Source organism: Xanthomonas sp. NCPPB 3582 (genome assembly GCF_041475735.2).
Lineage (GTDB): Bacteria > Pseudomonadota > Gammaproteobacteria > Xanthomonadales > Xanthomonadaceae > Xanthomonas > Xanthomonas codiaei.
This window is the reverse complement of record NZ_CM192968.1, coordinates 3300035-3321012: the sequence shown is the minus strand read 5'-3', so window position 1 is coordinate 3321012 and position 20978 is coordinate 3300035. Positions and strand designations below refer to the sequence as shown.

15 protein-coding genes and 1 other RNA gene are annotated in these 20978 nt (G+C 66.4%); 4 read left to right on the top strand and 12 right to left on the bottom strand.

Annotated elements, in window-relative coordinates:
• Positions 1–44 precede the first annotated feature (44 nt).
• Complete coding sequence (gene dnaK / locus ACCQ05_RS13925; protein WP_372390952.1) at positions 45–1970, top strand: molecular chaperone DnaK; 1926 nt, start codon at positions 45–47, stop codon at positions 1968–1970.
• Between the two features lie 160 nt (positions 1971–2130).
• Positions 2131–3258, top strand: coding sequence for a molecular chaperone DnaJ (gene dnaJ, locus ACCQ05_RS13920; RefSeq protein WP_228964223.1), 1128 nt, complete (start codon positions 2131–2133; stop codon positions 3256–3258).
• Between the two features lie 264 nt (positions 3259–3522).
• Here the strand turns inward: dnaJ and ACCQ05_RS13915 are convergent.
• Positions 3523–3596: non-coding RNA, sX9 sRNA (locus ACCQ05_RS13915), on the bottom strand.
• A gap of 174 nt (positions 3597–3770) precedes the next feature.
• Between ACCQ05_RS13915 and pdxY the strand changes: the two genes are divergently transcribed.
• Positions 3771–4679 (top strand): pyridoxal kinase, encoded by a 909-nt coding sequence (gene pdxY / locus ACCQ05_RS13910; protein WP_372390950.1) that lies wholly within the window; start codon positions 3771–3773, stop codon positions 4677–4679.
• The gene (locus tag ACCQ05_RS13905; RefSeq protein ID WP_372390948.1) at positions 4676–5803 is read left to right on the top strand and encodes a prephenate dehydrogenase; all 1128 of its coding nucleotides are present in this window, start codon (positions 4676–4678) and stop codon (positions 5801–5803) included. Before pdxY ends, ACCQ05_RS13905 begins: the two co-directional genes overlap by 4 nt.
• Positions 5804–6182: 379 nt before the next feature.
• On the opposite strand, the gene ACCQ05_RS13900 is transcribed toward ACCQ05_RS13905, so the two are convergent.
• The 11 genes from ACCQ05_RS13900 to ACCQ05_RS13850 all read right to left on the bottom strand — a co-directional run bounded on the left by ACCQ05_RS13900 (position 6183) and on the right by ACCQ05_RS13850 (position 20896).
• Positions 6183–6377 carry a hypothetical protein gene (locus ACCQ05_RS13900; RefSeq protein WP_372390946.1) on the bottom strand — a complete coding sequence of 65 codons (195 nt, stop codon included), beginning with the start codon at positions 6375–6377 and terminating at the stop codon, positions 6183–6185.
• 267 nt (positions 6378–6644) lie between these two features.
• The gene (locus ACCQ05_RS13895; RefSeq protein ID WP_228964227.1) at positions 6645–8048 is read right to left on the bottom strand and encodes a TolC family protein; all 1404 of its coding nucleotides are present in this window, start codon (positions 8046–8048) and stop codon (positions 6645–6647) included.
• A complete protein-coding gene (locus ACCQ05_RS13890) occupies positions 8045–9133 on the bottom strand; it encodes an HlyD family secretion protein (RefSeq protein ID WP_104540544.1) in 1089 nt (362 codons plus the stop codon). The genes ACCQ05_RS13895 and ACCQ05_RS13890 overlap by 4 nt, the downstream gene beginning before the upstream one ends.
• Complete coding sequence (locus tag ACCQ05_RS13885) at positions 9117–10805, bottom strand: ATP-binding cassette domain-containing protein (RefSeq protein WP_104540545.1); 1689 nt, start codon at positions 10803–10805, stop codon at positions 9117–9119. The genes ACCQ05_RS13890 and ACCQ05_RS13885 overlap by 17 nt, the downstream gene beginning before the upstream one ends.
• An 88-nt stretch (positions 10806–10893) precedes the next feature.
• Positions 10894–11793, bottom strand: coding sequence for a hydrogen peroxide-inducible genes activator (locus ACCQ05_RS13880; protein ID WP_104540546.1), 900 nt, complete (start codon positions 11791–11793; stop codon positions 10894–10896).
• Between the two features lie 93 nt (positions 11794–11886).
• Complete coding sequence (locus ACCQ05_RS13875; RefSeq protein WP_372390942.1) at positions 11887–13656, bottom strand: ABC transporter transmembrane domain-containing protein; 1770 nt, start codon at positions 13654–13656, stop codon at positions 11887–11889.
• Positions 13653–14255, bottom strand: coding sequence for an IMPACT family protein (locus ACCQ05_RS13870; RefSeq protein ID WP_372394094.1), 603 nt, complete (start codon positions 14253–14255; stop codon positions 13653–13655). The genes ACCQ05_RS13875 and ACCQ05_RS13870 overlap by 4 nt, the downstream gene beginning before the upstream one ends.
• Positions 14256–14390: 135 nt before the next feature.
• A complete protein-coding gene (locus ACCQ05_RS13865; protein ID WP_104540548.1) occupies positions 14391–14984 on the bottom strand; it encodes an LOG family protein in 594 nt (197 codons plus the stop codon).
• A 210-nt stretch (positions 14985–15194) separates the two neighbouring features.
• Entirely contained in the window at positions 15195–16631 is a 1437-nt protein-coding gene (gene lpdA, locus ACCQ05_RS13860) for a dihydrolipoyl dehydrogenase (protein ID WP_372390940.1), read from the bottom strand.
• Positions 16632–16816: 185 nt separating this feature from the next.
• Entirely contained in the window at positions 16817–18025 is a 1209-nt protein-coding gene (gene sucB, locus ACCQ05_RS13855; protein ID WP_104540551.1) for a dihydrolipoyllysine-residue succinyltransferase, read from the bottom strand.
• A 42-nt stretch (positions 18026–18067) separates the two neighbouring features.
• Positions 18068–20896, bottom strand: coding sequence for a 2-oxoglutarate dehydrogenase E1 component (locus tag ACCQ05_RS13850; protein WP_506191526.1), 2829 nt, complete (start codon positions 20894–20896; stop codon positions 18068–18070).
• Positions 20897–20978 lie beyond the last annotated feature (82 nt).

Sequence of the window (20978 nt, the reverse complement as noted above, 5' to 3'; positions counted from 1 at the left end):
CCGGCGTCGCCGGACACAGCTAAAGACTCATCAGGAGCGTATCCATGGGCAAGATCATTGGTATTGACCTCGGCACCACGAATTCGTGCGTGGCGATCATGGACGGCGGCAAGGCCCGCGTCATCGAAAATTCCGAGGGCGACCGCACCACGCCCTCCATCGTCGCCTACACCAAGGATGGCGAAGTGCTGGTCGGTGCCTCGGCCAAGCGCCAGGCGGTGACCAACCCGAAGAACACCTTCTACGCGGTGAAGCGCCTGATCGGCCGCAAGTTCACCGATGGCGAAGTGCAGAAGGACATCTCGCACGTGCCGTACGGCATCCTGGCGCACGACAACGGCGACGCCTGGGTGCAGACCAGCGATTCCAAGCGCATGGCGCCGCAGGAAATCTCCGCGCGCGTGCTGGAAAAGATGAAGAAGACCGCCGAAGACTTCCTCGGCGAGAAGGTCACCGAAGCGGTGATCACCGTGCCGGCGTACTTCAACGACAGCCAGCGCCAGGCCACCAAGGATGCCGGCCGCATCGCCGGTCTGGACGTCAAGCGCATCATCAACGAGCCGACCGCCGCGGCCCTGGCCTATGGCCTGGACAAGAACGGCGGCGACCGCAAGATCGCCGTGTACGACCTGGGCGGCGGTACCTTCGACGTGTCGATCATCGAGATCGCCGAAGTCGATGGCGAAAAGCAGTTCGAGGTGCTGGCCACCAACGGCGACACCTTCCTGGGCGGCGAAGACTTCGACAACCGCGTCATCGAGTATCTGGTCGATGAGTTCAACAAGGACCAGGGCATCGACTTGCGCAAGGATCCACTCGCGCTGCAGCGCCTGAAGGACGCCGCAGAACGCGCCAAGATCGAGCTGTCGTCCAGCCAGCAGACCGAAGTGAACCTGCCGTACGTCACCGCCGATGCCTCGGGCCCGAAGCACCTCAACATCAAGTTGACCCGTGCCAAGCTCGAAGCGCTGGTGGAAGACTTGGTCAAGAAGTCGATCGAGCCGTGCCGCACCGCGTTGAACGACGCCGGCCTGCGCGCCAGCGACATCAACGAAGTGATCCTGGTCGGCGGCCAGACCCGCATGCCGAAGGTGCAGCAGGCGGTGGCCGATTTCTTCGGCAAGGAACCGCGCAAGGACGTCAATCCGGACGAAGCGGTGGCCGTGGGCGCCGCGATCCAGGGCGGCGTGCTGGCCGGCGACGTCAAGGACGTGCTGCTGCTGGACGTGACCCCGCTGTCGCTGGGTATCGAAACCATGGGCGGTGTGTTCACCAAGATCATCGAAAAGAACACCACCATCCCGACCAAGGCCTCGCAGACCTTCTCCACCGCCGAGGACAACCAGTCGGCGGTGACCGTGCATGTGCTGCAGGGTGAGCGTGAGCAGGCCCGCTTCAACAAGTCGCTGGCCAAGTTCGACCTGTCCGGCATCGAGCCGGCGCCGCGCGGCATGCCGCAGGTGGAAGTGTCCTTCGACATCGACGCCAACGGCATCCTGCATGTGTCGGCCAAGGACAAGAAGACCAACAAGGAACAGAAGGTCGAGATCAAGGCCGGGTCGGGTCTGTCGGATGAAGAGATCCAGCGCATGGTCGCCGACGCCGAAGCCAACCGCGAGGAAGACAAGAAGTTCCAGGAGCTGGTACAGGCGCGTAACCAGGCCGATGGCCTGATCCACGCCACCCGCACTGCGATCACCGAGCATGGCAGCAAGGTCGGTGGCGATGTGATCGGCAAGGTGGAAGCGGCGCTGGCGGATCTGGAAACCGCCATGAAGGGCGACGACAAGGCGCAGATCGAAGCGCGCAGCAAGACCCTGGAAGAAGCCGGTCAGTCGCTGTATGCAGCGGCCGCCGCGGCAGAGCAGGGCGGCAACGCCGATGCGGCCAGCGGCAACGCGCAGGCCTCCAAGGCCGCCGACGACGTGGTGGACGCCGAGTTCACCGAGGTCAAGGACGACAAGAAGTAAGCCGTGATTTGGGAGTCGGGAGTGGGGATTCGCACGCCGCCGTGCGGGTGAGTCCTCACCCCGATATCCTCTACGCGTCGCGTCGCCAAGGCGGACCAGCACACGCTGTCCGCTTTTGCGTTTCAACGAATCTCGAATCACGAATCCCGAATCCCGGTTTATGAGCAAACGCGATTACTACGAAGTGCTGGGCGTTGCCCGCGGCGCCAGCGACGAGGAGCTGAAGAAGGCTTATCGGCGTTGTGCCATGAAGCACCACCCCGACCGCAATCCGGGCGATGCTGCTGCCGAAGCGGCGTTCAAGGAGTGCAAGGAAGCCTACGAAGTGCTGTCCGACGGCAATAAGCGTCGTGCCTACGACGCGCACGGCCATGCGGCGTTCGAGCACGGCATGGGCGGTGGTGGCGGGCCGGGCGGCCCGGACATGGGCGATATCTTTGGCGATATCTTCGGCAATATTTTTGGCGGTGGCGCCGCCGGTCCGCGCGCTGCGCGACGTGGTGCCGACGTCGGTTACGTGCTGGAACTGGATCTGGAAGAAGCCGTCGCCGGCATCGAGCGGCGCATCGAGATCCCGACGCTGATCGAATGCGCGCCCTGCCACGGCAGCGGCTCGGAAGACGGCAAGGTCGAGACCTGCGGCACCTGTCATGGGCGCGGCCAGGTGCGCATCCAGCGCGGCATCTTCGCCATGCAGCAGAGCTGCCCGCATTGCGATGGCCGCGGTACGCGGATCCAGAATCCGTGCAAGACCTGCCACGGTGCCGGTCGTGTGGAAGAAGACAAGGTGCTGTCGATCAAGGTGCCGGCCGGCGTGGATACCGGCGACCGGATCCGTCTTGCAGGCGAGGGCGAGGCCGGTCCGGCCGGCACCCCGCCGGGCGATCTGTACGTGGAGGTGCGCGTGCGCGAGCATGCGATCTTCCAGCGCGATGGCGACGACCTGCATTGCGAAGTGCCGATCCGCATTTCGCAGGCGGCGTTGGGCGATACCGTGCGTGTAGCCACCCTGGGCGGCGAGGCGGAAATCCGCATCCCGGCCGAGACCCAGACCGGCAAGCTTTTCCGCCTGCGCGGCAAGGGCGTGCGGTCGGTGCGCAGCCGCAGCGAGGGCGATCTGTATTGCCGTGTGGTGGTGGAAACACCGGTCAACCTCACTGCCGACCAGCGCGAACTGCTGCAGCAGTTCGAGGCTACGTTCACCGGTGAGGACGCCCGCAAGCATTCGCCCAAGTCGGCCACGTTCATCGATGGCGTCAAGGGCTTCTGGGACCGGATGACGTCGTAGGCGACGTCTGCTTCTTGCTGGAGAGCTCTTGGCGTGAGGGCACCGATTCGCGGAAGCTGTCCTCGCGAGAAGTGCCAGCAGAACGACACCCTTCTCCCATCGGGAGAAGGTGGCCGAAGGGCGGGTGAGGGTAGGGCGCGTACCGACTGCCAGGCCAACGCCAGCCTGCAACCGGCACCGTTGCTCTCGAAAGGTGCCGGTTACGCAGGCGGTGCACAGCGTTGAAGCGTTCGGCCGCGCTTGCAGAGCAGGTCGACGTGGAGCGACTGACAAAACGTGGCGAGGTCGCCAGGTGGGTGCGGACGGCGCGGAGGAACGGGAGGGTAGGCGTGCGACATGCCGATTCCGAGCATCGGCCGCGCAGTAAGTTTGTCGGCCGCTCTTGGACGTCGGCGCCGTCAAAGGATCGCATCCGGTTCGGGATGCAACTCGACCACGCATCGCGTTAGGCACTCCACGCGCTAACGCTGGGCGTCCGATAATGTTGCTCTCTTCTTACGACGGCGCCTCCCATGAGCGATGCAACCGACAGCCATCTCGTCCACGGTCGCCGTCAGCGTCCGGAGGGTCCTTCGCCGATCGATGTGATCTCGGTGCAATCGCAGCTGGTGTACGGCCATGCCGGCAACAGCGCCGCCGTGCCGCCGTTGCGTGCGCTCGGCCTGCGCGTGGCCGAGGTGCCCACCACGCTGCTGAGCAATGCGCCGTTCTACGCCACCTTGCGCGGGCGTATCCTGCCGGCCGACTGGCTGGCCGATCTGTTGCTCGGCGCCAGCGAGCGTGGGCTGCCGCAGCGCGCACGCATGCTGGTATCCGGCTATTTCGGCAGCGTGGACAATGGCCAGGCGTTTGCGCACTGGCTGGAACAGACCCTGCCGCAGGCGCCGCAGCTGCGCTATTGCCTGGATCCGGTGATCGGCGATACGCATACCGGTCCTTACGTCGAGCCGGGGCTGGAGCGTGTCTTCGCCGAACGCCTGCTGCCGCATGCCTGGCTGGTGACGCCCAATGCGTTCGAACTGGGGCGATTGACCGGCCTGCCTAGCCTGCAACAGGACGATGCCCTCGCCGCCGCGCGCGCCTTGCTCGCGCGTGGGCCGCAGTGGGTGCTTGCGCATAGCGTAGCCGGTGCGGCGGGCGAGCTGGTCACCCTGGCGGTCAGCAACGAGGCGGTGTATCGCTGGGCGACACCGCACTTGCCAGTGGACGTGGCCGGTACTGGCGACGTGTTGATGGCCTTGCTGGTCGGTTTGTTGCTGCGCGATGTGCCGTTCGAGCAGGCGGTGGGCCATGCGCTCAGTGGCGTGCATGGCGCGCTGGAAGCGACCCTGGCGGCAGGGCACGAAGAGTTCGATGTGCTGGCCGCCGCGCCGGCCGCGCTCGCGGCGTCGCCACGCTTCGCCGTCGAGCGGCTGGCGTGATGGCCCAGCCGGTTGTCGGCATCGTCGGCATCGCCGGCGCGTACGGACGCTGGCTGGCGCAGTTCCTGCGCACGCGCATGCAACTGGAAGTCATCGGCTTTGATCCTGCAGACAGTGGCGGCATCGACGAAGCCACTCTGGCGCAACGGGCGGACGTGCTGATCTTTTCCGCGCCGATTCGCCATACCGCCGCATTGATCGGGCGCTATGTCGAGCTCGCTGGCGCCCGCGCTGCATCGCAACTATGGATGGATGTCACCTCGATCAAGCAGGCGCCGGTGGCAGCGATGCTGGCATCCCGTGCCGAGGTGATCGGCCTGCATCCGATGACCGCGCCGCCGAAGTCGCCGACCTTGAAGGGCAGGGTGATGGTGGTTTGCCAGGCGCGCCTGCAGCACTGGTCGGCGTGGGTGCAGACGCTGTGCACGGCCTTGCAGGCGCACTGCGTTTACGCAACTCCCGAGCACCACGACCGGGTGATGGCACTGGTGCAGGCGATGGTGCACGCCACCCATCTGGCGCAGGCCGGCACCTTGCGGGATTACGCGCCGCTGCTGGGCGAGCTGCAGACGCTGATGCCCTACCGGTCGGCTTCGTTCGAACTGGATACCGCGGTCATCGCGCGCATCCTCTCGCTCAATCCGGCGATCTACGAAGACATCCAGTTCGGCAATCCCTACGTTGGCGAAATGCTCGACCGGCTCCTGGCGCATCTGCAGCAGTTGCGCGCGCTGGTGGCGCAGGGCGATGACGCGGCGCGTGCGCAGTTCCGCCGCCGCTTTCTGGACGACAACGCGCAGGCCCTGCAACAGCAGGCGCTGGCTGCCGGCAATTACACCTACGAGCGGGTGGGCTACCTGCTGGCCGACCTCACCGAGCCGTTGACGCTGAGCGTCTACCTGCCCGAAGACCAGCCCGGCTCGTTGCGCGCATTGCTGCATGTCTTCGAGCGGCATGGGGTGAACCTGGCCTCGATCCATTCCTCGCGCACACCGGCAGGCGAGTTGCATTTCCGGATCGGTTTCGAGCAACGCAGCGATCGTGGCGCTCTGGCGCGGGCGGCCAGCGAGATCGATCACAGCAAGATCGGACGCGTGCTGGAGCGCTCGGATCGGGCTGAATGAGTGAGGCACGTTGTTTGGTGGATGGCGTCTGCAGGATCGCTGTGTGCGCCGTTGCACCGCGCCGCTGGCACGTGACGTGATGTCTCGGGTTCGGGCTCGCATCCAGCCGACGCTCGCTGCGACGTCGTCGACGTGGGCGGCAACTCCAACGCCGCGCGCCGCTGACGGTCCCTGCCGGACATGACGGCCGAATACAGTTCTCGGAGCACTGACATTACCGAGTTTCCAACAGGCAGCGCCAGGATGCGTCTGGCGCGCTGGGCATGACCATTTCATCCACACCGGGTGTGGATGAAATCTGCACAAGCATGTGGATAACCCGATCCAGCCCTTGCTGCGCAAGGGCTGGATGCGGTGTGGTCAAAAAATGACCAGGGGGTCAGGCGGCGGAAAGCCGCAACTCGCCACCTTCGGTGACGAAGCGCTGGCCCTGTCGCTGCAGATGGCGACCGTCGGGCAACTCGTAGCGCGGAGCGGACCGGGTGTTGGATCGGCAAGCCTGCTCGTCGCGAAACTCGACGATCACATAGGGTTCGCCATCTGCATCGACCGCGGGAAATTGACGGAAAGACATGGTGACCTCCGAAGACTCCAGGGTTGCAGCGCGTCGCACCGGGAGCGCTGGGCTGCAAGACCGAGCATGCGCACGCCCATGTTATCGATGCGTCATTGCGCCGTGTGTGCGAGGAAACGCGTTTGTCCCAGGCTCGGCATGCCGAAGACGCTCTCGACCGTGCTGGCTGGTCCAATGCGACCCCGCTGGATCGCGGTACCGTCACTGCATCGAGCCCGCTGGATCCGATTGCTGCTGCCCGCTTGCGTGCAGACAGGCCCGACGCGCTCAGCGGCGCAGCTGCAGCGCATCCCGGTCGGCGGTGGCCGCCGCCAGTTCGGCGCGTGCCGAGGCGATGCGTGCCTGCGCGTCGATCAGGCGCACGCGTGCATCGTTGGCGGTTTCTTCGCGCTGGTTGACCAGGAAGAAGTCACCCGACCCCAGTTCGAAGCGGCGCCGTTCGGCGGTGGCCAGGCGGTCGGCCAGGCTGCGTTCTTCTTCGGCGATCCTGGCCAGGCGTTCGGCGGCATTGAGCGAGATCACGATGGATTCCACCTCCACCGAGATCTGGTCGCGCAGGTAGCGGCTGCGCTGATCCAGCGCTTCGATCTCGGCGCGCGCTTCGGCCACGCGGCCCTTGGCGGCGCGGTTTTCCAGCGGCACGCTGAAGCGGAAGCCGATGATGGCATCGGTGGGCGAGCGGTTGGGGCCGCCCACGCCAGGCGGGCCCAGGTCCTTGCTGACTTCCACGCTCACATCCAGGCGCGGCTTCAGGTCGTTCTGCGCCAGCATCAGCCGCGCGGTGGCCTGGTCGATACGGGTCAGCACGGCGCGATAATCCGGCCGCTCGACCGGCGCGGTGATCTTGCTGGCGCCGGCCAGCCCTTCCAGCGCGGAGGTGTCGGCTGGCAGGCGCTGGTCGGAGACGATCATCGGCATGCCGGCGTCATCGCGCAGGTACAGCGACAAGGCATTGGCCGCGTTGGCGAACTCCTGCTCCGAACGCACCACCAGCGCGCGACGACGTACCAGGTTCTGGTCGTTCTCGGTCAACAGGATCGTGGGACGTGCGCCCAGCGTCACCTGCCGCGAGATCGCGTTGCGGCGGCGTTCGGCCAGGTCCAGCAGATCCCTGTAGGCGCGCAGTTTCAGGCCGGCAGCGACCCAGCTCTGGTAGGCGTCGACCGCACGCCGTTGCACCCCGATCGCCACCATCTCTGCTTCGTACTGGGCAACGTCGATGTCGGCGCTGGCCACGCTGCGCCGGGTGCGGCGCTCGTCCACCACGCGGTCGCGTAACAGCGCATACAGCGCGCCGACCTTCACTTCGCCGCCGCGGTCGGTGTACGACTTGTCTTCGTAGACCGGAAACGCGCCGCGCGAGGAGCGGTAGCCGCCGTAGTAGTAGCCGCCGTTTTCCTCGAACGGGCGCTTGACGCCGGTTTCGATGGTGCTGCCGTCGTAGTAGCCGGCCTCGCGCGAGCGGCCTTCGATATCGAACACGGTATCGAAGGCACCGTCGGCGGAGATGCCCTTGCCTTCGGCCTGGCGCACCTTGGCCAGCGACTCGATGATCTGTGGCGCGGAGCGGGCCGACGATTGCAGGACCTCGTCCAGGCTCAGTGGCGTGGCCTGGGCGAATGCCGCACCGGGGCAGAGTGCGATCAGCAGGGCAACAAGACGGCGCATCACTTCTTGCCCGTCGCGTCGTCTTCGGACTTGTCGCCGGCTGCCGGCTTGGCCTTGCCCTCGTCCTGCATGGTGGCCGACGGACGCCGCCCGAATTCCAGCGGGAAGTTGTTGAGCTGGCGCCACAGTTCGTAGCCCACCCGCACCGTTTCGCCCTGCACCCAGCCGCGCACCTTGCCGCCCTGGCGGGCGAATTCCTGCGCCGGCCAGGCCGGCTTGCCCGGCATCGGCTCGACCAGGATGCGGAACAGGCCATCGGGTGCGGCATTGGGGTCGATCGCCCGCACGCGGCCGTCGAACATGCCATGCGCCACCGATGGCCAGCCGCTGAACTGGATCGCCGGCCAGCCTTCGAACTCCAGCCGCACCGGGCGGCCCGGACGGATCAGCGGCACGTCGCGGCCGTCGATATACAGCTCCACCGCGCGCTCCACGCGCTCGGGTGCGATGACGGCCAGCACGGTGCCCGGCGACACCATCGCGCTGCCGCTGGCGGCGTTGAGCTGCTGTACGCGGCCATCGCGCGGGGCGCGGACCAATTGCGCCGACTGGCGGTTCAACTGGATATCGATGCGGGTCAGCTTGGCACGCGATTCGGCCAGCTTGGCATCGGCCTCGGCCACCTTGATCTGGGTCAGTTCGAAGTCGCGGCGGCCGGCCAGGCCTTCGGCAAGCAATTGCCGGCTGCGTTCCACGTCGATGCTGGCGACCGCGCGCGATTGCTGGAGGGCGGCGATCTCCGCGGCCACCTGCGCACGCTCGCTGGCAAGCCGGGTGAGCAGGTCCGGGTCCAGGTCGCTGACCCGGGCGATCGGGTCGCCTTTGGAGACGTGCTGGCCATCGTGCACATACCAGCGCTCCACCCGGCCAGGGACGAAGGCGGTGACCTGCTGCTGGCGATCGCCCGGATCCAGCGAGACCACCTGGCCCTTGCCGCTGGCGGTCTGCACCCAGGGCGCAAACGCCAGGATGGCGCCGGCGATGGCGATGCCGATCAACAGCATCCAGGCCAATGCCTTGGCGATGCTGGGCGGGCGCATCGCCGCCAGGGTAGGGAAGTGCGCGATCCGGTCAGAGACGTGCTGCATCGTTCGCCTCCTGCGTGGACGCGATCAGCTCGGCGCGTGTGGCGTAGCGTTGCTGGCGCTCCGGTTCCAGCCGGAACCAGCCATCCAGGGTGATGTCCTCCGGCCGGCCGGTGCACAGCAGCACCGTTGTGCCGGCATCCTTCAGGCGTCGCAGTATCTGGGTGAGGCGTTCTGCCGGCAGCAGGTCGTACAGCTGCGACAGCATCAGCACGCGCGGACGCACCAGCAGCGCGTTGGCCAGTTTCAACGCCATCACATCGCCGATCCACAGCGGATAGCCGGACGCGGCAAGCCGGGTGTCCAGGCCTTGCGGCAAGGCGGCGATGCGCGCGCGCAACCCCACCGCATCGATGGCCTGGAGCATGGCCTCGGACGTCACGTTGGCCGAGGCCATCGCCAGGTATTCGCGGATGGTGACTTCCACGATCGTCGGCCGATCGAGCACGGTCACCTCCGAGCGCAGCAGGTACATGTCGAACGTGGCCATGTCGGCGCCGCCGACCATCACCAGCCCGCGATCGGGCACGACGTGGCGCTTCAGCACCATGGCCAGCAGGCGTTCGGCGCCACCACCTGCCAACGTCACCAATTGCTCGCCGGCCTCCAGCGCGAAATTGAAGCGCGCGCCCTCGATCACCACGTCGTCCAGGCGCACGGCGCTGTTGCTCGGGGTCTCGCCTGCGGCAGCCACCGGGCGCTCCTGCGGGATGGCGTACAGCAGCGACAATTCCTCGGCGCTGGCGACCAGGTCGTAGAACACGTCCAGGTAGCTGCCCAGCTGCGCGATGCCGTAGAACACCGCGCTCAGGATCAGCTCGGCGGCCACCAGCTGGCCGATCGACAGCTCGCCGCGCAGGATCAGGCTGCCGCCCAGCGCCAGCAGCGCCGCGCTGGCCACCGCATAGGTCAGCAGGAACGCCACTGTCTGGGTGAAGGTGTAGCGGAAATGGCGCCGATGCCGCGCCACGTAGGCTGCCGTCACCGCTTCGGAGCGTTCCATCGCGAAGTTGAGGTGGCGGCTGGATTTATAGAACCCGTTGGAGCCGCCAACGCTTTCCAGCCAGTGCGCGGCATTGTGCTTGGCATGGCTCAATTCGACCGCCGAGCGGATCGAGCCGCGCGACCAGATCATCCAGATCGAGAAGATGGTCAGCAGCAACAGCGCGTTGAAACCCAGGAAGAAGGGATGATAGAAGCTGGTGACGATCAGGCCCACCGCCGACTGCAGCACGATGGTGAAGGCGCCGACCGCCAGGCTGGGCACCGCCTTCTGCACCACCACCAGATCGAAGTAGCGGTTGAACATGTCGTTGCGGTTCTGGTCGGCGAAGAACGGGTTCTGCGCATGCACCGCGCGCACGGTGATTTCCGCCACCACCCGCGCGAACAGCCGGCGCTCGAACAACGCCATCACCCACACCCGCATCGCGCTCAGGGCCGCCACCAGCAGCAGCAGGCCAAGCAACAGGCCCGACAGGGTCCATAACGGCGTGGGCAGCGCGGTGTTGGCGACGCTGTTGATCAGCAATTGCACCGAGATGGGAGTGGCCAGCGACAGCAGGCTGATCGCCACGCCATACACCAGGGCAAGACGCACATACGGCATGTCCGGCCCGACGATCTCCGCCAGCCAGGCTACCGCTTCCCGCCATCCGATCCGCTGCGCCGCCATTGAATGTCCATTGATGAGTTCAGTAAAGCATTGACGAGTTGCGGCGACAGGACAAGGCCGGCGTGCTTATCCGTTGTATAGGATTTTCCTATGCGGCCGCCGCGCGCAGCATGTCGGCGATCAAACCGAACGCTGGCGCACGCCCCGCGCCCTGGCGCCAGAGCAGGCCGATATCCCGGTAATAACGGCCTCCCTTGATCGGGCGGACCACCACATCGTCGCCTTCGCGGATTTCCTGGCGCACGTACAGGTCCGGCAGCAGCGCCAGGCCCATGCCCATGCCGGCCATTTGTCGGATCGCATCCAGACTCGTGCCTTCGTAATCGCGCAGCACATGCGCGCCGACGTCCATCGCAATCGCGGCCACTTGTTCGGCCAAGCGATAGTCCGGCATCAGCGTGAGCAGGTTGGCGCCGCGCAGATCGGCCGGGGTGATGCAGCGTTTGCTGCGCAGCGGGTGATCGGCGGCCATGGTCACGTGCAACGGTTCGCGGAACAGGCGCTCGCTGTGCAGGCTGCGTCCGGCCACCGGCAATTGCGCCAGCACCAGGTCGTGCACGCCGTTGGCCAGATCGCTGGCGAGCACGGTCGGCAGGCCTTCGCGCACGTGCACGCGCAACGCCGGATGCTCGCGGTGCAGGCGCGCCACCAGGCTGGGCATCAGGTAGGCGCCCAGGGTCGGCGAGACGCCGAGCCGGATCGTGCCGATCAGGGGATCGGCCGAGGTGGCACGCACGTCCTCCAGGTCGGCCACGTCCAGCAGGATGCTGCGCGCGCGGTCGTGCAGGTCGCGTCCCAGCGGAGTCAGGATTGCCGGCACGCCGCGTTCGAACAGCGGCGCACCGATGATGGTCTCCAGTGCGCGAATCTGCTGCGACAGCGACGGCTGGGACACGCCCATCTGCTCGGCAGCGCGGGTAAAGCTGCCGGTGTCGGCCAATGCGACGAAATAGCTGAGCTGGCGGATGGTGGTTCTGGGGCGGGCCATGGCGAGCTCAATGCGTTGGTTGGAGCGGAGCACGGCGCCTGCGTCCGGTCGCCATGCGAAACATCGCGGCCGGCGTGGGCCTCACCCAGGCGGTCATTGATCGATGAACTGCAGCCGCGCCAATTCCGCATACAGGCCGCCCTCGGCGATCAGCTGCGCGTGGGTGCCCTGCGCGACGATGCGGCCGGCGTCCATGACCACGATGCGGTCGGCCTTGAGCACGGTGGCCAGGCGGTGCGCGATGACCAGGGTGGTGCGGCCCTGCATCAGCCGGTCCAGCGCCTGTTGCACGGCGCGCTCGCTCTGCGCATCCAGTGCGCTGGTGGCCTCGTCCAGCAGCAGGATCGGCGCGTCCTTGAGCAGAGCGCGCGCGATCGCCACGCGTTGCTGCTGGCCACCGGACAGGCGCGTGCCACGCTCGCCCAGCTCGCTGGCGTAGCCTTGCGGCAGCGCACGGATGAAGACGTCCGCTTCGGCGGCCGCGGCGGCGGCTTCCACCTCGGCATCGCTGGCCTGCAGCCGCCCGTAGCGGATGTTGTCGGCGGCACTGGCGGCGAACAGGGTGGGCTGCTGCGGCACCAGCGCAATATGCTCGCGCAGGCGCACCGGGTCGGTGTAGCGCAGATCTACCTCGTCGATGCGCACGCGGCCGCTCACCGGGTCATGGAAACGCAACAGCATCGACAGCACCGTGCTCTTGCCGGCGCCGGAGGGGCCGACCAGGGCCACGGTCTCGCCGGGGCGGACATGCAGGTCGAAGCGATCCAGCGCCGGTGCATCGGGGCGCTGCGGGTAATGGAACACCACCTGGTCGAAATGGATCGCGCCATGCAGCGGCTGCGGCAAGGGCGTGGGCGTGGCCGGCGCCACGATCGCCGGCTGTTCGTCGAGCAGTTCGCCGACCCGGCCCATGCCGCCGGCTGCGCGCTGCAGCTCGTTCCAGACCTCGGCCAGTGCGCCGACCGAGCCGCCGCCGATCAGGGCATACAGCACGAACTGGCCCAGCGTGCCCGGGGTCATGCGGCCGGACACCACGTCGTGCGCGCCCAGCCACAGCACGCTGACGATGGCGCCGAAGATCAGCATGATCGCCACCGCGGTCACGCCTGCCTGGGTACGCACCCGCAGCCGTGCGGTGTCGATGGCGGACACCAGCGCCTGGCTGAAACGCTGGCTCTCGTAATGCTCGCGCGCATGCGCCTGCACGGTGCGCACCGCGCCCAGGGTTTCGGCAGCCAGCGTATTGGCATCGGCCACGCGGTCCTGGCTGGCGCGCGAGATCTTCTGCAGCCGGCGCGCGCCCAGCACGATCGGCAGCACCGCCAGCGGGATGCCGATCAGGGTGAAGCCGGCCAGGCGCGGGCTGGTCACGAACAGCATCACCATGCTGCCGATCACCGTCACCGAACTGCGCAAGGCCACCGACATGGTGGTACCGATCAGACCGCGCAGCAGTTCGCTGTCGGCCGACAGCCGCGACACCAGTTCGCCGCTGCGGCTGCGGTCGTGAAAGCCGGCGTCCAGCCCGATCAGATGCGCATACAGGCGGCCACGCAGGTCGGCGACGACCTTTTCGCCCAGCAGCGAGACGAAGTAGAACCGCGCCGCCGTGGCCAGTGCCAGCACCACCGCAACCGCGAACAGCAGGGCGAATGCCTGGTTGATCTGCGCCCCGCCGGAGAAGCCGTGGTCGATCATGCGCTTGACCGCGGCCGGCAGGCTCAGCGTGGCCGTCGAGGAAATCGCCAGCGCTATCAGCCATGCGGCGAACAGGCCGCGCTGGCGCTGCACGAACGGCCACAGGGTGCGCAGGCTGCCAAGCTTCCGCAACGGATTGGGCCTGGCGGCGGCTGGCTGGTTCATGCGGCTTCCGGTGTTGAGAGATGGACACGGTTGCGAGTGGCGTCGCACAGACGGGTTTTCAAGCCTGCAAGCCGATCTGCGGGCAATTGCACCCGCAATGCCGCACCATCGGCATCGAAACGTTCGTCCAGCCTGTGGGCATGGAAGGCGACCAGGGCGGCATGCACCAGCCCCAGGTCGTCGAACCGACAGCGCAGATCGAGCAGCGTCAGTGCGATCAATGGCCGCCGCGTCGCCAGCCGCAGGCACTCGGCCGCGGCGCCGCCATAGGCGCGCACCAACCCGCCGGCGCCGAGCTTGATGCCGCCGTACCAGCGGGTCACCACCACCACGGTGCGATCGAAGCCCTGGCCATCGATTGCCGCCAGGATCGGCCTGCCGGCCGTCCCGCTGGGTTCGCCATCATCACTGGAGCGATACTCCTGCCCGAAGCGATAGGCCCAGCAATTATGCGTGGCCTCCGGCACCGACACGCGCTGCAGGATCTGAAGCGCCTGTGCCGACGATTCCAGGGCACAGGCATGGGCCAGAAAGCGGCTGTGCTTGATGTCCAGGCTGTAGTGCGCGTCAGCGGCAAGGGTATCGAGCATCGCCGTCATTCTATGCGAGGCGTTGGTGCCGCCCGCTGCGGTCATGGTGATCGCCGTGGCCGGCATGCCACTCGACGGTGCCATGGACGACTGGATGCGCCTCAGAGTGCCGACGCATCCTGGTGCGGCGCCGGTGGTCGCCGCTTACACCAGCGTGGAGCGGCGCTTCTCGTCGATCCACTTCGAGGCCTGGGCCGGCGTGTAGTGCTGCATCCATTCCAGCATCTGCTCGATGTCGCTGCCGTACCACAGGTCGGTGCGCTGATCCGGATGCAGGAAGCGCTCTTCCACCATGCGATCGATCATGCCGATCAGCGGCGCATAGAAGTTTTCGATATCCAGGAAGGCGCAGGGCTTGTTGCCGATGCCGAGCTGGCGCCAGGTCAGCATTTCGAAGATCTCTTCCATGGTGCCGAAGCCGCCGGGCAGGGCGACGAAGGCATCGGAGAGTTCGAACATGCGCATCTTGCGCTCGTGCATGGAACCGACGATTTCCAGCGTGGTCAGCCCGCGGTGCGCCACTTCCCAGTCGGCCAGCTGCTGCGGAATGACGCCGGTGACTTCACCGCCGGCAGCAAGGACCGCATTGGCCACCGTGCCCATCAGTCCGACATTGCCGCCGCCGTAGACCAGACGTAGACCTTGCGCAGCGATGCGCTGGCCCAGCGCGGTGGCGCGTTCGACATAGGCGGGTTTGTTGCCGGCGTTGGAGCCGCAATAGACGCAGATGCTTTTCATGGGATTCGGGATTCGGGAGTGGGGATTCGTAAAAGCGGGGCGCGGCGCGTCGATGTCATCTGGAAAGTTGTGGAATGCACTTTGCACGACTTCTGACTGGGCCTGAAAAACATAACGCCGGAATCTACCCGGCGTTATGTCATGGCTGGGAATCGTCGGAGGCGGGAACCGCGGTTGCCAATCCCCACTTCCGAATCCCAAATCCCGGCCTCAGTTGGCCTTGTGGATCGCGCGCTTGCTCACCGCCATCGCGGCGTCGTGGATGGCTTCGGACAGCGTCGGGTGCGCATGGCAGATACGTGCCAGGTCATCGGCCGAGCCGTTGAATTCCATCGTCAGCACGCCTTCGTGGACCAGCTCGGACACGCCCACGCCCACCAGGTGCATGCCCAGCACGCGGTCGGTTTCGGCATCGGCGATCACCTTGACGAAGCCGGCCGGCTCGCCCATGGCCACCGCGCGGCCGATCGCCGCGAACGGGAAGCTGCCGGCTTTGTAGGCGACGCCCTCGGCCTTCAGCTGCTGCTCGGTCTTGCCGACCCAGGCGATTTCCGGCTCGGTGTAGATGACCCACGGAATGGTGTCGAAGTTGACGTGGCCCGGCAGGCCGGCGATCAATTCGGCCACCGCGATGCCTTCCTCGAAACCCTTGTGCGCCAGCATCGGGCCGCGCACGCAGTCGCCGATCGCCCAGACGCCGTCGACGCCGGTATGGCAGTGCCCATCGACCTCGATCTGGCCGCGGTCGGTGACCTTGACCCCGGTGCCGTCGGCCAGCAGGTTCTTGGTGGCGGCCTTGCGGCCCACGGCCACCAGCAGCTTGTCCACGGTCAGGGTCTGCTCGCCGGCGCCGTCGGTGTAGCTCAGCACCACTTGCTTGGCATCGCCGCTGCCGGTGATCTCGGTCTTGCTGACCTTGGCGCCGAGCTTGATGTCCAGGCCCTGCTTCTTGAATTCCTTCAGTGCGGTCTTGGCCACTTCGGCGTCGGCCAGGGCCAGGAAATCCGGCAGCGCTTCGAGGATGGTGACCTCGGCGCCCAGGCGCTTCCACACGCTGCCCAGCTCCAGGCCGATCACGCCGGCGCCGATCACTGCCAGGCGCTTGGGTACGGCGGTGAAGTCCAGGCCGCCGACGTTGTCGACGATGGTGTCGCCATCGAACTTGGCGAACGGCAGTTCGATCGATTCCGAACCGGCCGCCAGGATCACGTTGGTGCCCTTGAGCTCGATCTCGCCGCCTTCGTGCTGGGTGACCTTGACGATGTTGCCCGGCTGCAACTGACCGAAGCCGTAGTACGGGGTGATCTTGTTGGCCTTGAACAGCATCGCGATGCCGCCGGTGAACTGCTTCACGATCTTGTCCTTGCGGCCGATCATGGTGGGCACGTCCATCTTGGCGTCATTGAAGCTGATGCCGTGGTCGCCGAACAGGTGACCCATGTTCCAGAACTGGCGCGAGGAATCCAGCAGCGCCTTGGACGGAATGCAGCCTACGCGCAGGCAGGTACCACCCAGGGCGGGCTTGCCGTCCTTGCCCAGTGCCGCGTCGATGCAGGCGACCTTCATGCCCAGCTGGGCCGCGCGAATCGCCGCGTGATAGCCGGCCGGGCCGGCACCGATGACGACGACGTCGTAGTTTTCAGCCATTTTTAGAGTCCTTTGCCTTTCCCTTCTCCTGCGGGAGAAGGTGGCGCGTAGCGCCGGATGAGGGTGCGGCGGAGCGGGATGGCGCTGCCGACTGTGCTGCTGGATTGGGGACGGGCACCCGGACATGCAAGTGCGGCCGTACCCTCACCCCAACCCCTCTCCCGATGGGAGAGGGGCTTTGAGCCTTACAGACCGAACAACATCCGGCCCGGGTTTTCCAGCTGATTCTTGATGTCGACCAGGAACTGCACCGAGTCCTTGCCGTCGATGATGCGGTGGTCGTAGGACAGCGCCAGGTACATCATCGGGGCGATCACGACCTGGCCGTTCTCGGCGATCGGACGTTCCTTGATCGCGTGCATGCCCAGGATGGCGCTCTGCGGCGGGTTGATGATCGGGGTGGACAGCAGCGAGCCGAAGGTGCCGCCATTGGTGATGGTGAACGTGCCGCCCTGCAGGTCGTCCAGGCCCAGCTTGCCGGCGCGCGCCTTGGCGGCGTAGTCGGCAATTCCTTGCTCGACCTCTGCAAACGACTGGCGCTCGACGTTGCGCAGCACCGGCGTGACCAGGCCCTTGTCGGTGGACACCGCGATCGAGATGTCGCTGTAGCCGTGATAGATGATGTCGTCGCCGTCGATCGAGGCGTTGACCAGCGGGAAGCGCTGCAGCGCGTTGGCGGCGGCCTTGACGAAGAAGCTCATGAAACCGAGCTTGATGCCGTGCGCCTTCTGGAACTCGTCCTGCAGTTCCTTGCGTGCGGCCGACACCTTGGCCAGGTTCACTTCGTTGAAGGTGGTCAGCATCGCGGTGGAGTTCTTGGACTCCATCAGGCGCTTGGCGATGGTCTTGCGCACGCGGGTCATCGCCACGCGCTCTTCCGGGCGGGCGCCCGAGGCCTTGCCCACGCCGCCGGCCTTGGCGAAGTTGACGATGTCTTCCTTGGTCACCGCACCGCGGCGGCCGGTGCCCTCGACCTGCGACGGATCCACGCCCTGGGTGATCGCGGAGAACCGCGCACCCGGGGGCAGCGCATCGGCGGCGGACTTGGACGCGGGAGCCGGCGCAGCGGCGGCAGCCGGTGCCGGTGCCGGCGCAGCAGCGGCCGGTGCCGGAGCGTCGGCCTTCTTCTCCTCGGCGGGCGCGGCTGCGGCCACGGCGCCTTCTTCGATGATCGCCAGGATCTGGTTGCTGGTGACCGTGCTGCCGGTGTCGAACTTGATTTCCTTCAACACGCCGTCGACCGGCGAAGGAACTTCCAGCACGACCTTGTCGGTTTCCAGGTCGACCAGATTCTCGTCGCGCTTGACCGCTTCGCCGGCCTTCTTGTGCCAGCTGGCGATGGTGGCGTCGGAAACGGATTCGGGCAGTACCGGAACTTTGACTTCGGTGGCCATTCGGGGAGCGTCCTAGGGTTTTCGTTCTTTGGGGAAGAGGAGTTATTCAGCGACTTGGTCGTTGAACGGATTGAGCAGCGCATCGGCGACCAGCTTCTGCTGTTCGACGATGTGGTCGGCCATGTGGCCGGCAGCAGGCGAGGGCGAGCGGGCGCGGCCGGCATAATGCAGGCTCTGACCGCCGGCCAGGCAGAAGTTCAGATGGTGGCGGATCTGGTACCACGCACCCTGGTTCTGCGGCTCTTCCTGGCACCACACCACGTCGGTGGCGTTGGCATAGCTCTTGAGCTCGGCCGCCAGCTGCGCACGCGGGAACGGATACAGCTGCTCGATGCGGACGATGGCGACATCGTCCTGGCCGCGCTTGGTCTGGTCTTCGAGCAGGTCGTAATACACCTTGCCCGAGCACAGCACCACGCGCTTGACCTTGGCCGCGTCGGCCTTGGCATCCGGGATCAGGTGCTGGAACTGCCCATCGGCCAGTTCTTCCAGGCTCGATACCGCCAGCTTGTGGCGCAGCAGCGACTTGGGCGTCATCACCACAAGCGGCTTGCGGGTGGTCATGCGCATCTGGCGGCGGATCATGTGGAAGCACTGCGCCGGGGTGGTCGGCACGCAGACCAGCATGTTCTCCAGCGCGCACAGCTGCAGGAAGCGCTCCAGGCGTGCGGAGCTGTGCTCCGGGCCTTGCCCTTCGTAACCATGCGGCAGGAACAGCGACAGGCCGGCGATACGGCCCCACTTGGCTTCGCCGGCGGCGATGAACTGGTCGATCACCACCTGCGCGCCGTTGGCGAAGTCGCCGAACTGCGCTTCCCAGATGCACAGCGCGTTCGGGTCGGTGGTGGAGTAGCCGTATTCGAAGCCCATCACCGCTTCTTCGCTGAGCAGCGAGTCGATGACGGTAGCGTCTTCGGGGTTCTGCACCAGCTGGCGCAGCGGCAGGTAATAGTTGTCGGTCTTCTGGTCATGCAGGATCGCGTGACGGTGGAAGAACGTGCCGCGACCGGCGTCCTGGCCGACCAGGCGCAGCTTGTGGCCTTCGGCCAGCAAGGTGGCATAGGCCAGGTTCTCGGCGAAGCCCCAGTCGCCGAGCTGGTCGCCTGCCGCCATCTTGACGCGATCTTCGTAGATCTTCGCCACGCGGGCATGCAGCTCGACGCCTTCGGGAATGGTGGTGATCAGCTTGGCCAGGCGGTCCAGCTGCGCGCGCTGGACGCGCGTGTCGACCGGATCGGCGGCGGTGCCGACCAGATACTTGGACCAGTCGATGGCGAATTCGTCCGGCTTGCGCTTGGCAAGCTCGGTGGTGTATTCGCCCGAATCGAGCTTGTTGCGGTAGCCGTCCACCAGCGCCTTGGCCTCGTCGGCGCTCAGCACGCCTTCGCTTTCCAGCCTGGCGGCATACAGTTCGCGGGTGGTCTTGTGCTTGCGGATGGTCTGGTACATCACCGGCTGGGTCGCGGCCGGTTCGTCGGCCTCGTTATGGCCCCAGCGGCGGTAGCAGACCAGGTCGATGACCACGTCCTTCTTGAACTGCTGGCGGAATTCGTAGGCCAGCTTGGACACGAACATCACCGCATCCGGGTCGTCGCCGTTCACGTGGAAGACCGGCGCGCCGATCATCTTGGCCACGTCCGTGCAGTACAGCGTGGAGCGGGCATCGTCGCGGGTGCTGGTGGTGAAGCCGATCTGGTTGTTGACCACGATGTGCACGGTGCCGCCGACCGCGAAGCCGCGCGCCTGCGACATCTGGAACAGTTCCATCACCACGCCCTGGCCGGCGAAGGCGGCGTCGCCGTGGATCAGGATCGGCAGCACGGCCTTGCGCTCGGCATCGCCGAAGCGCTCCTGGCGCGAACGCACGCTGCCGACCACGACCGGGTCGACGATTTCCAGGTGCGAGGGGTTGAACGCCAGGGCCAGATGCACCTGCTTGTCGCCACCGACCGCGATATCGGCCGAGAAGCCCATGTGGTACTTGACGTCGCCGGTGTGCGCGCGGTCGTCATGGGCATGCTCGAACTTGCCTTCGAACTCGTCGAACAGCTTGCGCGGATTCTTGCCCAGCGTATTGACCAGCACGTTGAGGCGGCCGCGGTGGGCCATGCCGATCACGATGTCCTTGACCTGATCGTTGCCGGACTGACGGATGATCTCGTCCATCATCGGGATCAGCGAGTCGCCGCCTTCCAGCGAGAAGCGCTTCTGGCCGACGTACTTGGTGTGCAAGTAGCGCTCCAGGCCTTCGGCGGCGGTGAGCCGCTCCAGGGTGCGCTTGCGGCTGGCCGCATCGCCGGCGATCTTGCCGCCGGCATCTTCCAGGCGACGGTAGATCCACTGGCGCTGGTCGAATTCCTGGATGTGCATGAATTCGGCGCCGATGGTACTGGCGTAGGTCGCCTTCAGGCGTGCCAGCAGGTCCTTGAGCTTCATGCGCGGCTGGCCGCCGACGCCGCCGGTGCTGAACTCGCTGTCCAGATCGGCCTGTGAGAGGCTGTGGAACGGCAGGTCCAGGTCGGGCGGGTTGACCGGCGGGGTCAGGCCGAGCGGATCCAGCTGCGCGCCCAGGTGGCCGCGCGCACGGTAGGCGGTGATCAGGCGGCCGACGTTGCGCTCGCGCTCGTCGCTGGCGCCTGCGCCGGTTCCGGCATAGGCGGCCTGCTTGGAGGCGGTGAGAATGTGGGCGATGGCGGCCGAATGCGGCACATCACCGGCACCGCGACCCTCGAAGCCGTCGAAATAACTCTTCCACTTCGGATCGACACTGTCCGGGGCGACGAGGTACTGCTCGTACAGATCCTCGATGTAGGCGGCGTTGCCGCCGGCGAGCTGCGATGACTGCGCGAAGTGCTTTAGGAGATTATCCACGATGGTAAGTCGGGTCTGCTGTGGGGATGATTGTGCGGAAGCGGCAGGGCAAGATGCCTTGCCGGTCGGTCTCAAATCTCGA

Bases quoted from the DNA above. Each gene is read 5' to 3' on its own strand.
- lpdA (WP_372390940.1), bottom strand. From the start codon at position 16,631: ATGGCTGAAAACTACGACGTCGTCGTCATCGGTGCCGGCCCGGCCGGC.
- pdxY (WP_372390950.1), top strand. From the start codon at position 3,771: ATGAGCGATGCAACCGACAGCCATCTCGTCCACGGTCGCCGTCAGCGT.
- ACCQ05_RS13880 (WP_104540546.1), bottom strand. From the start codon at position 11,793: ATGGCCCGCCCCAGAACCACCATCCGCCAGCTCAGCTATTTCGTCGCA.
- ACCQ05_RS13890 (WP_104540544.1), bottom strand. From the start codon at position 9,133: ATGCAGCACGTCTCTGACCGGATCGCGCACTTCCCTACCCTGGCGGCG.
- dnaJ (WP_228964223.1), top strand. From the start codon at position 2,131: ATGAGCAAACGCGATTACTACGAAGTGCTGGGCGTTGCCCGCGGCGCC.
- ACCQ05_RS13885 (WP_104540545.1), bottom strand. From the start codon at position 10,805: ATGGCGGCGCAGCGGATCGGATGGCGGGAAGCGGTAGCCTGGCTGGCG.
- ACCQ05_RS13865 (WP_104540548.1), bottom strand. From the start codon at position 14,984: ATGAAAAGCATCTGCGTCTATTGCGGCTCCAACGCCGGCAACAAACCC.
- dnaK (WP_372390952.1), top strand. From the start codon at position 45: ATGGGCAAGATCATTGGTATTGACCTCGGCACCACGAATTCGTGCGTG.
- ACCQ05_RS13870 (WP_372394094.1), bottom strand. From the start codon at position 14,255: ATGACGGCGATGCTCGATACCCTTGCCGCTGACGCGCACTACAGCCTG.
- ACCQ05_RS13900 (WP_372390946.1), bottom strand. From the start codon at position 6,377: ATGTCTTTCCGTCAATTTCCCGCGGTCGATGCAGATGGCGAACCCTAT.
- sucB (WP_104540551.1), bottom strand. From the start codon at position 18,025: ATGGCCACCGAAGTCAAAGTTCCGGTACTGCCCGAATCCGTTTCCGAC.
- ACCQ05_RS13875 (WP_372390942.1), bottom strand. From the start codon at position 13,656: ATGAACCAGCCAGCCGCCGCCAGGCCCAATCCGTTGCGGAAGCTTGGC.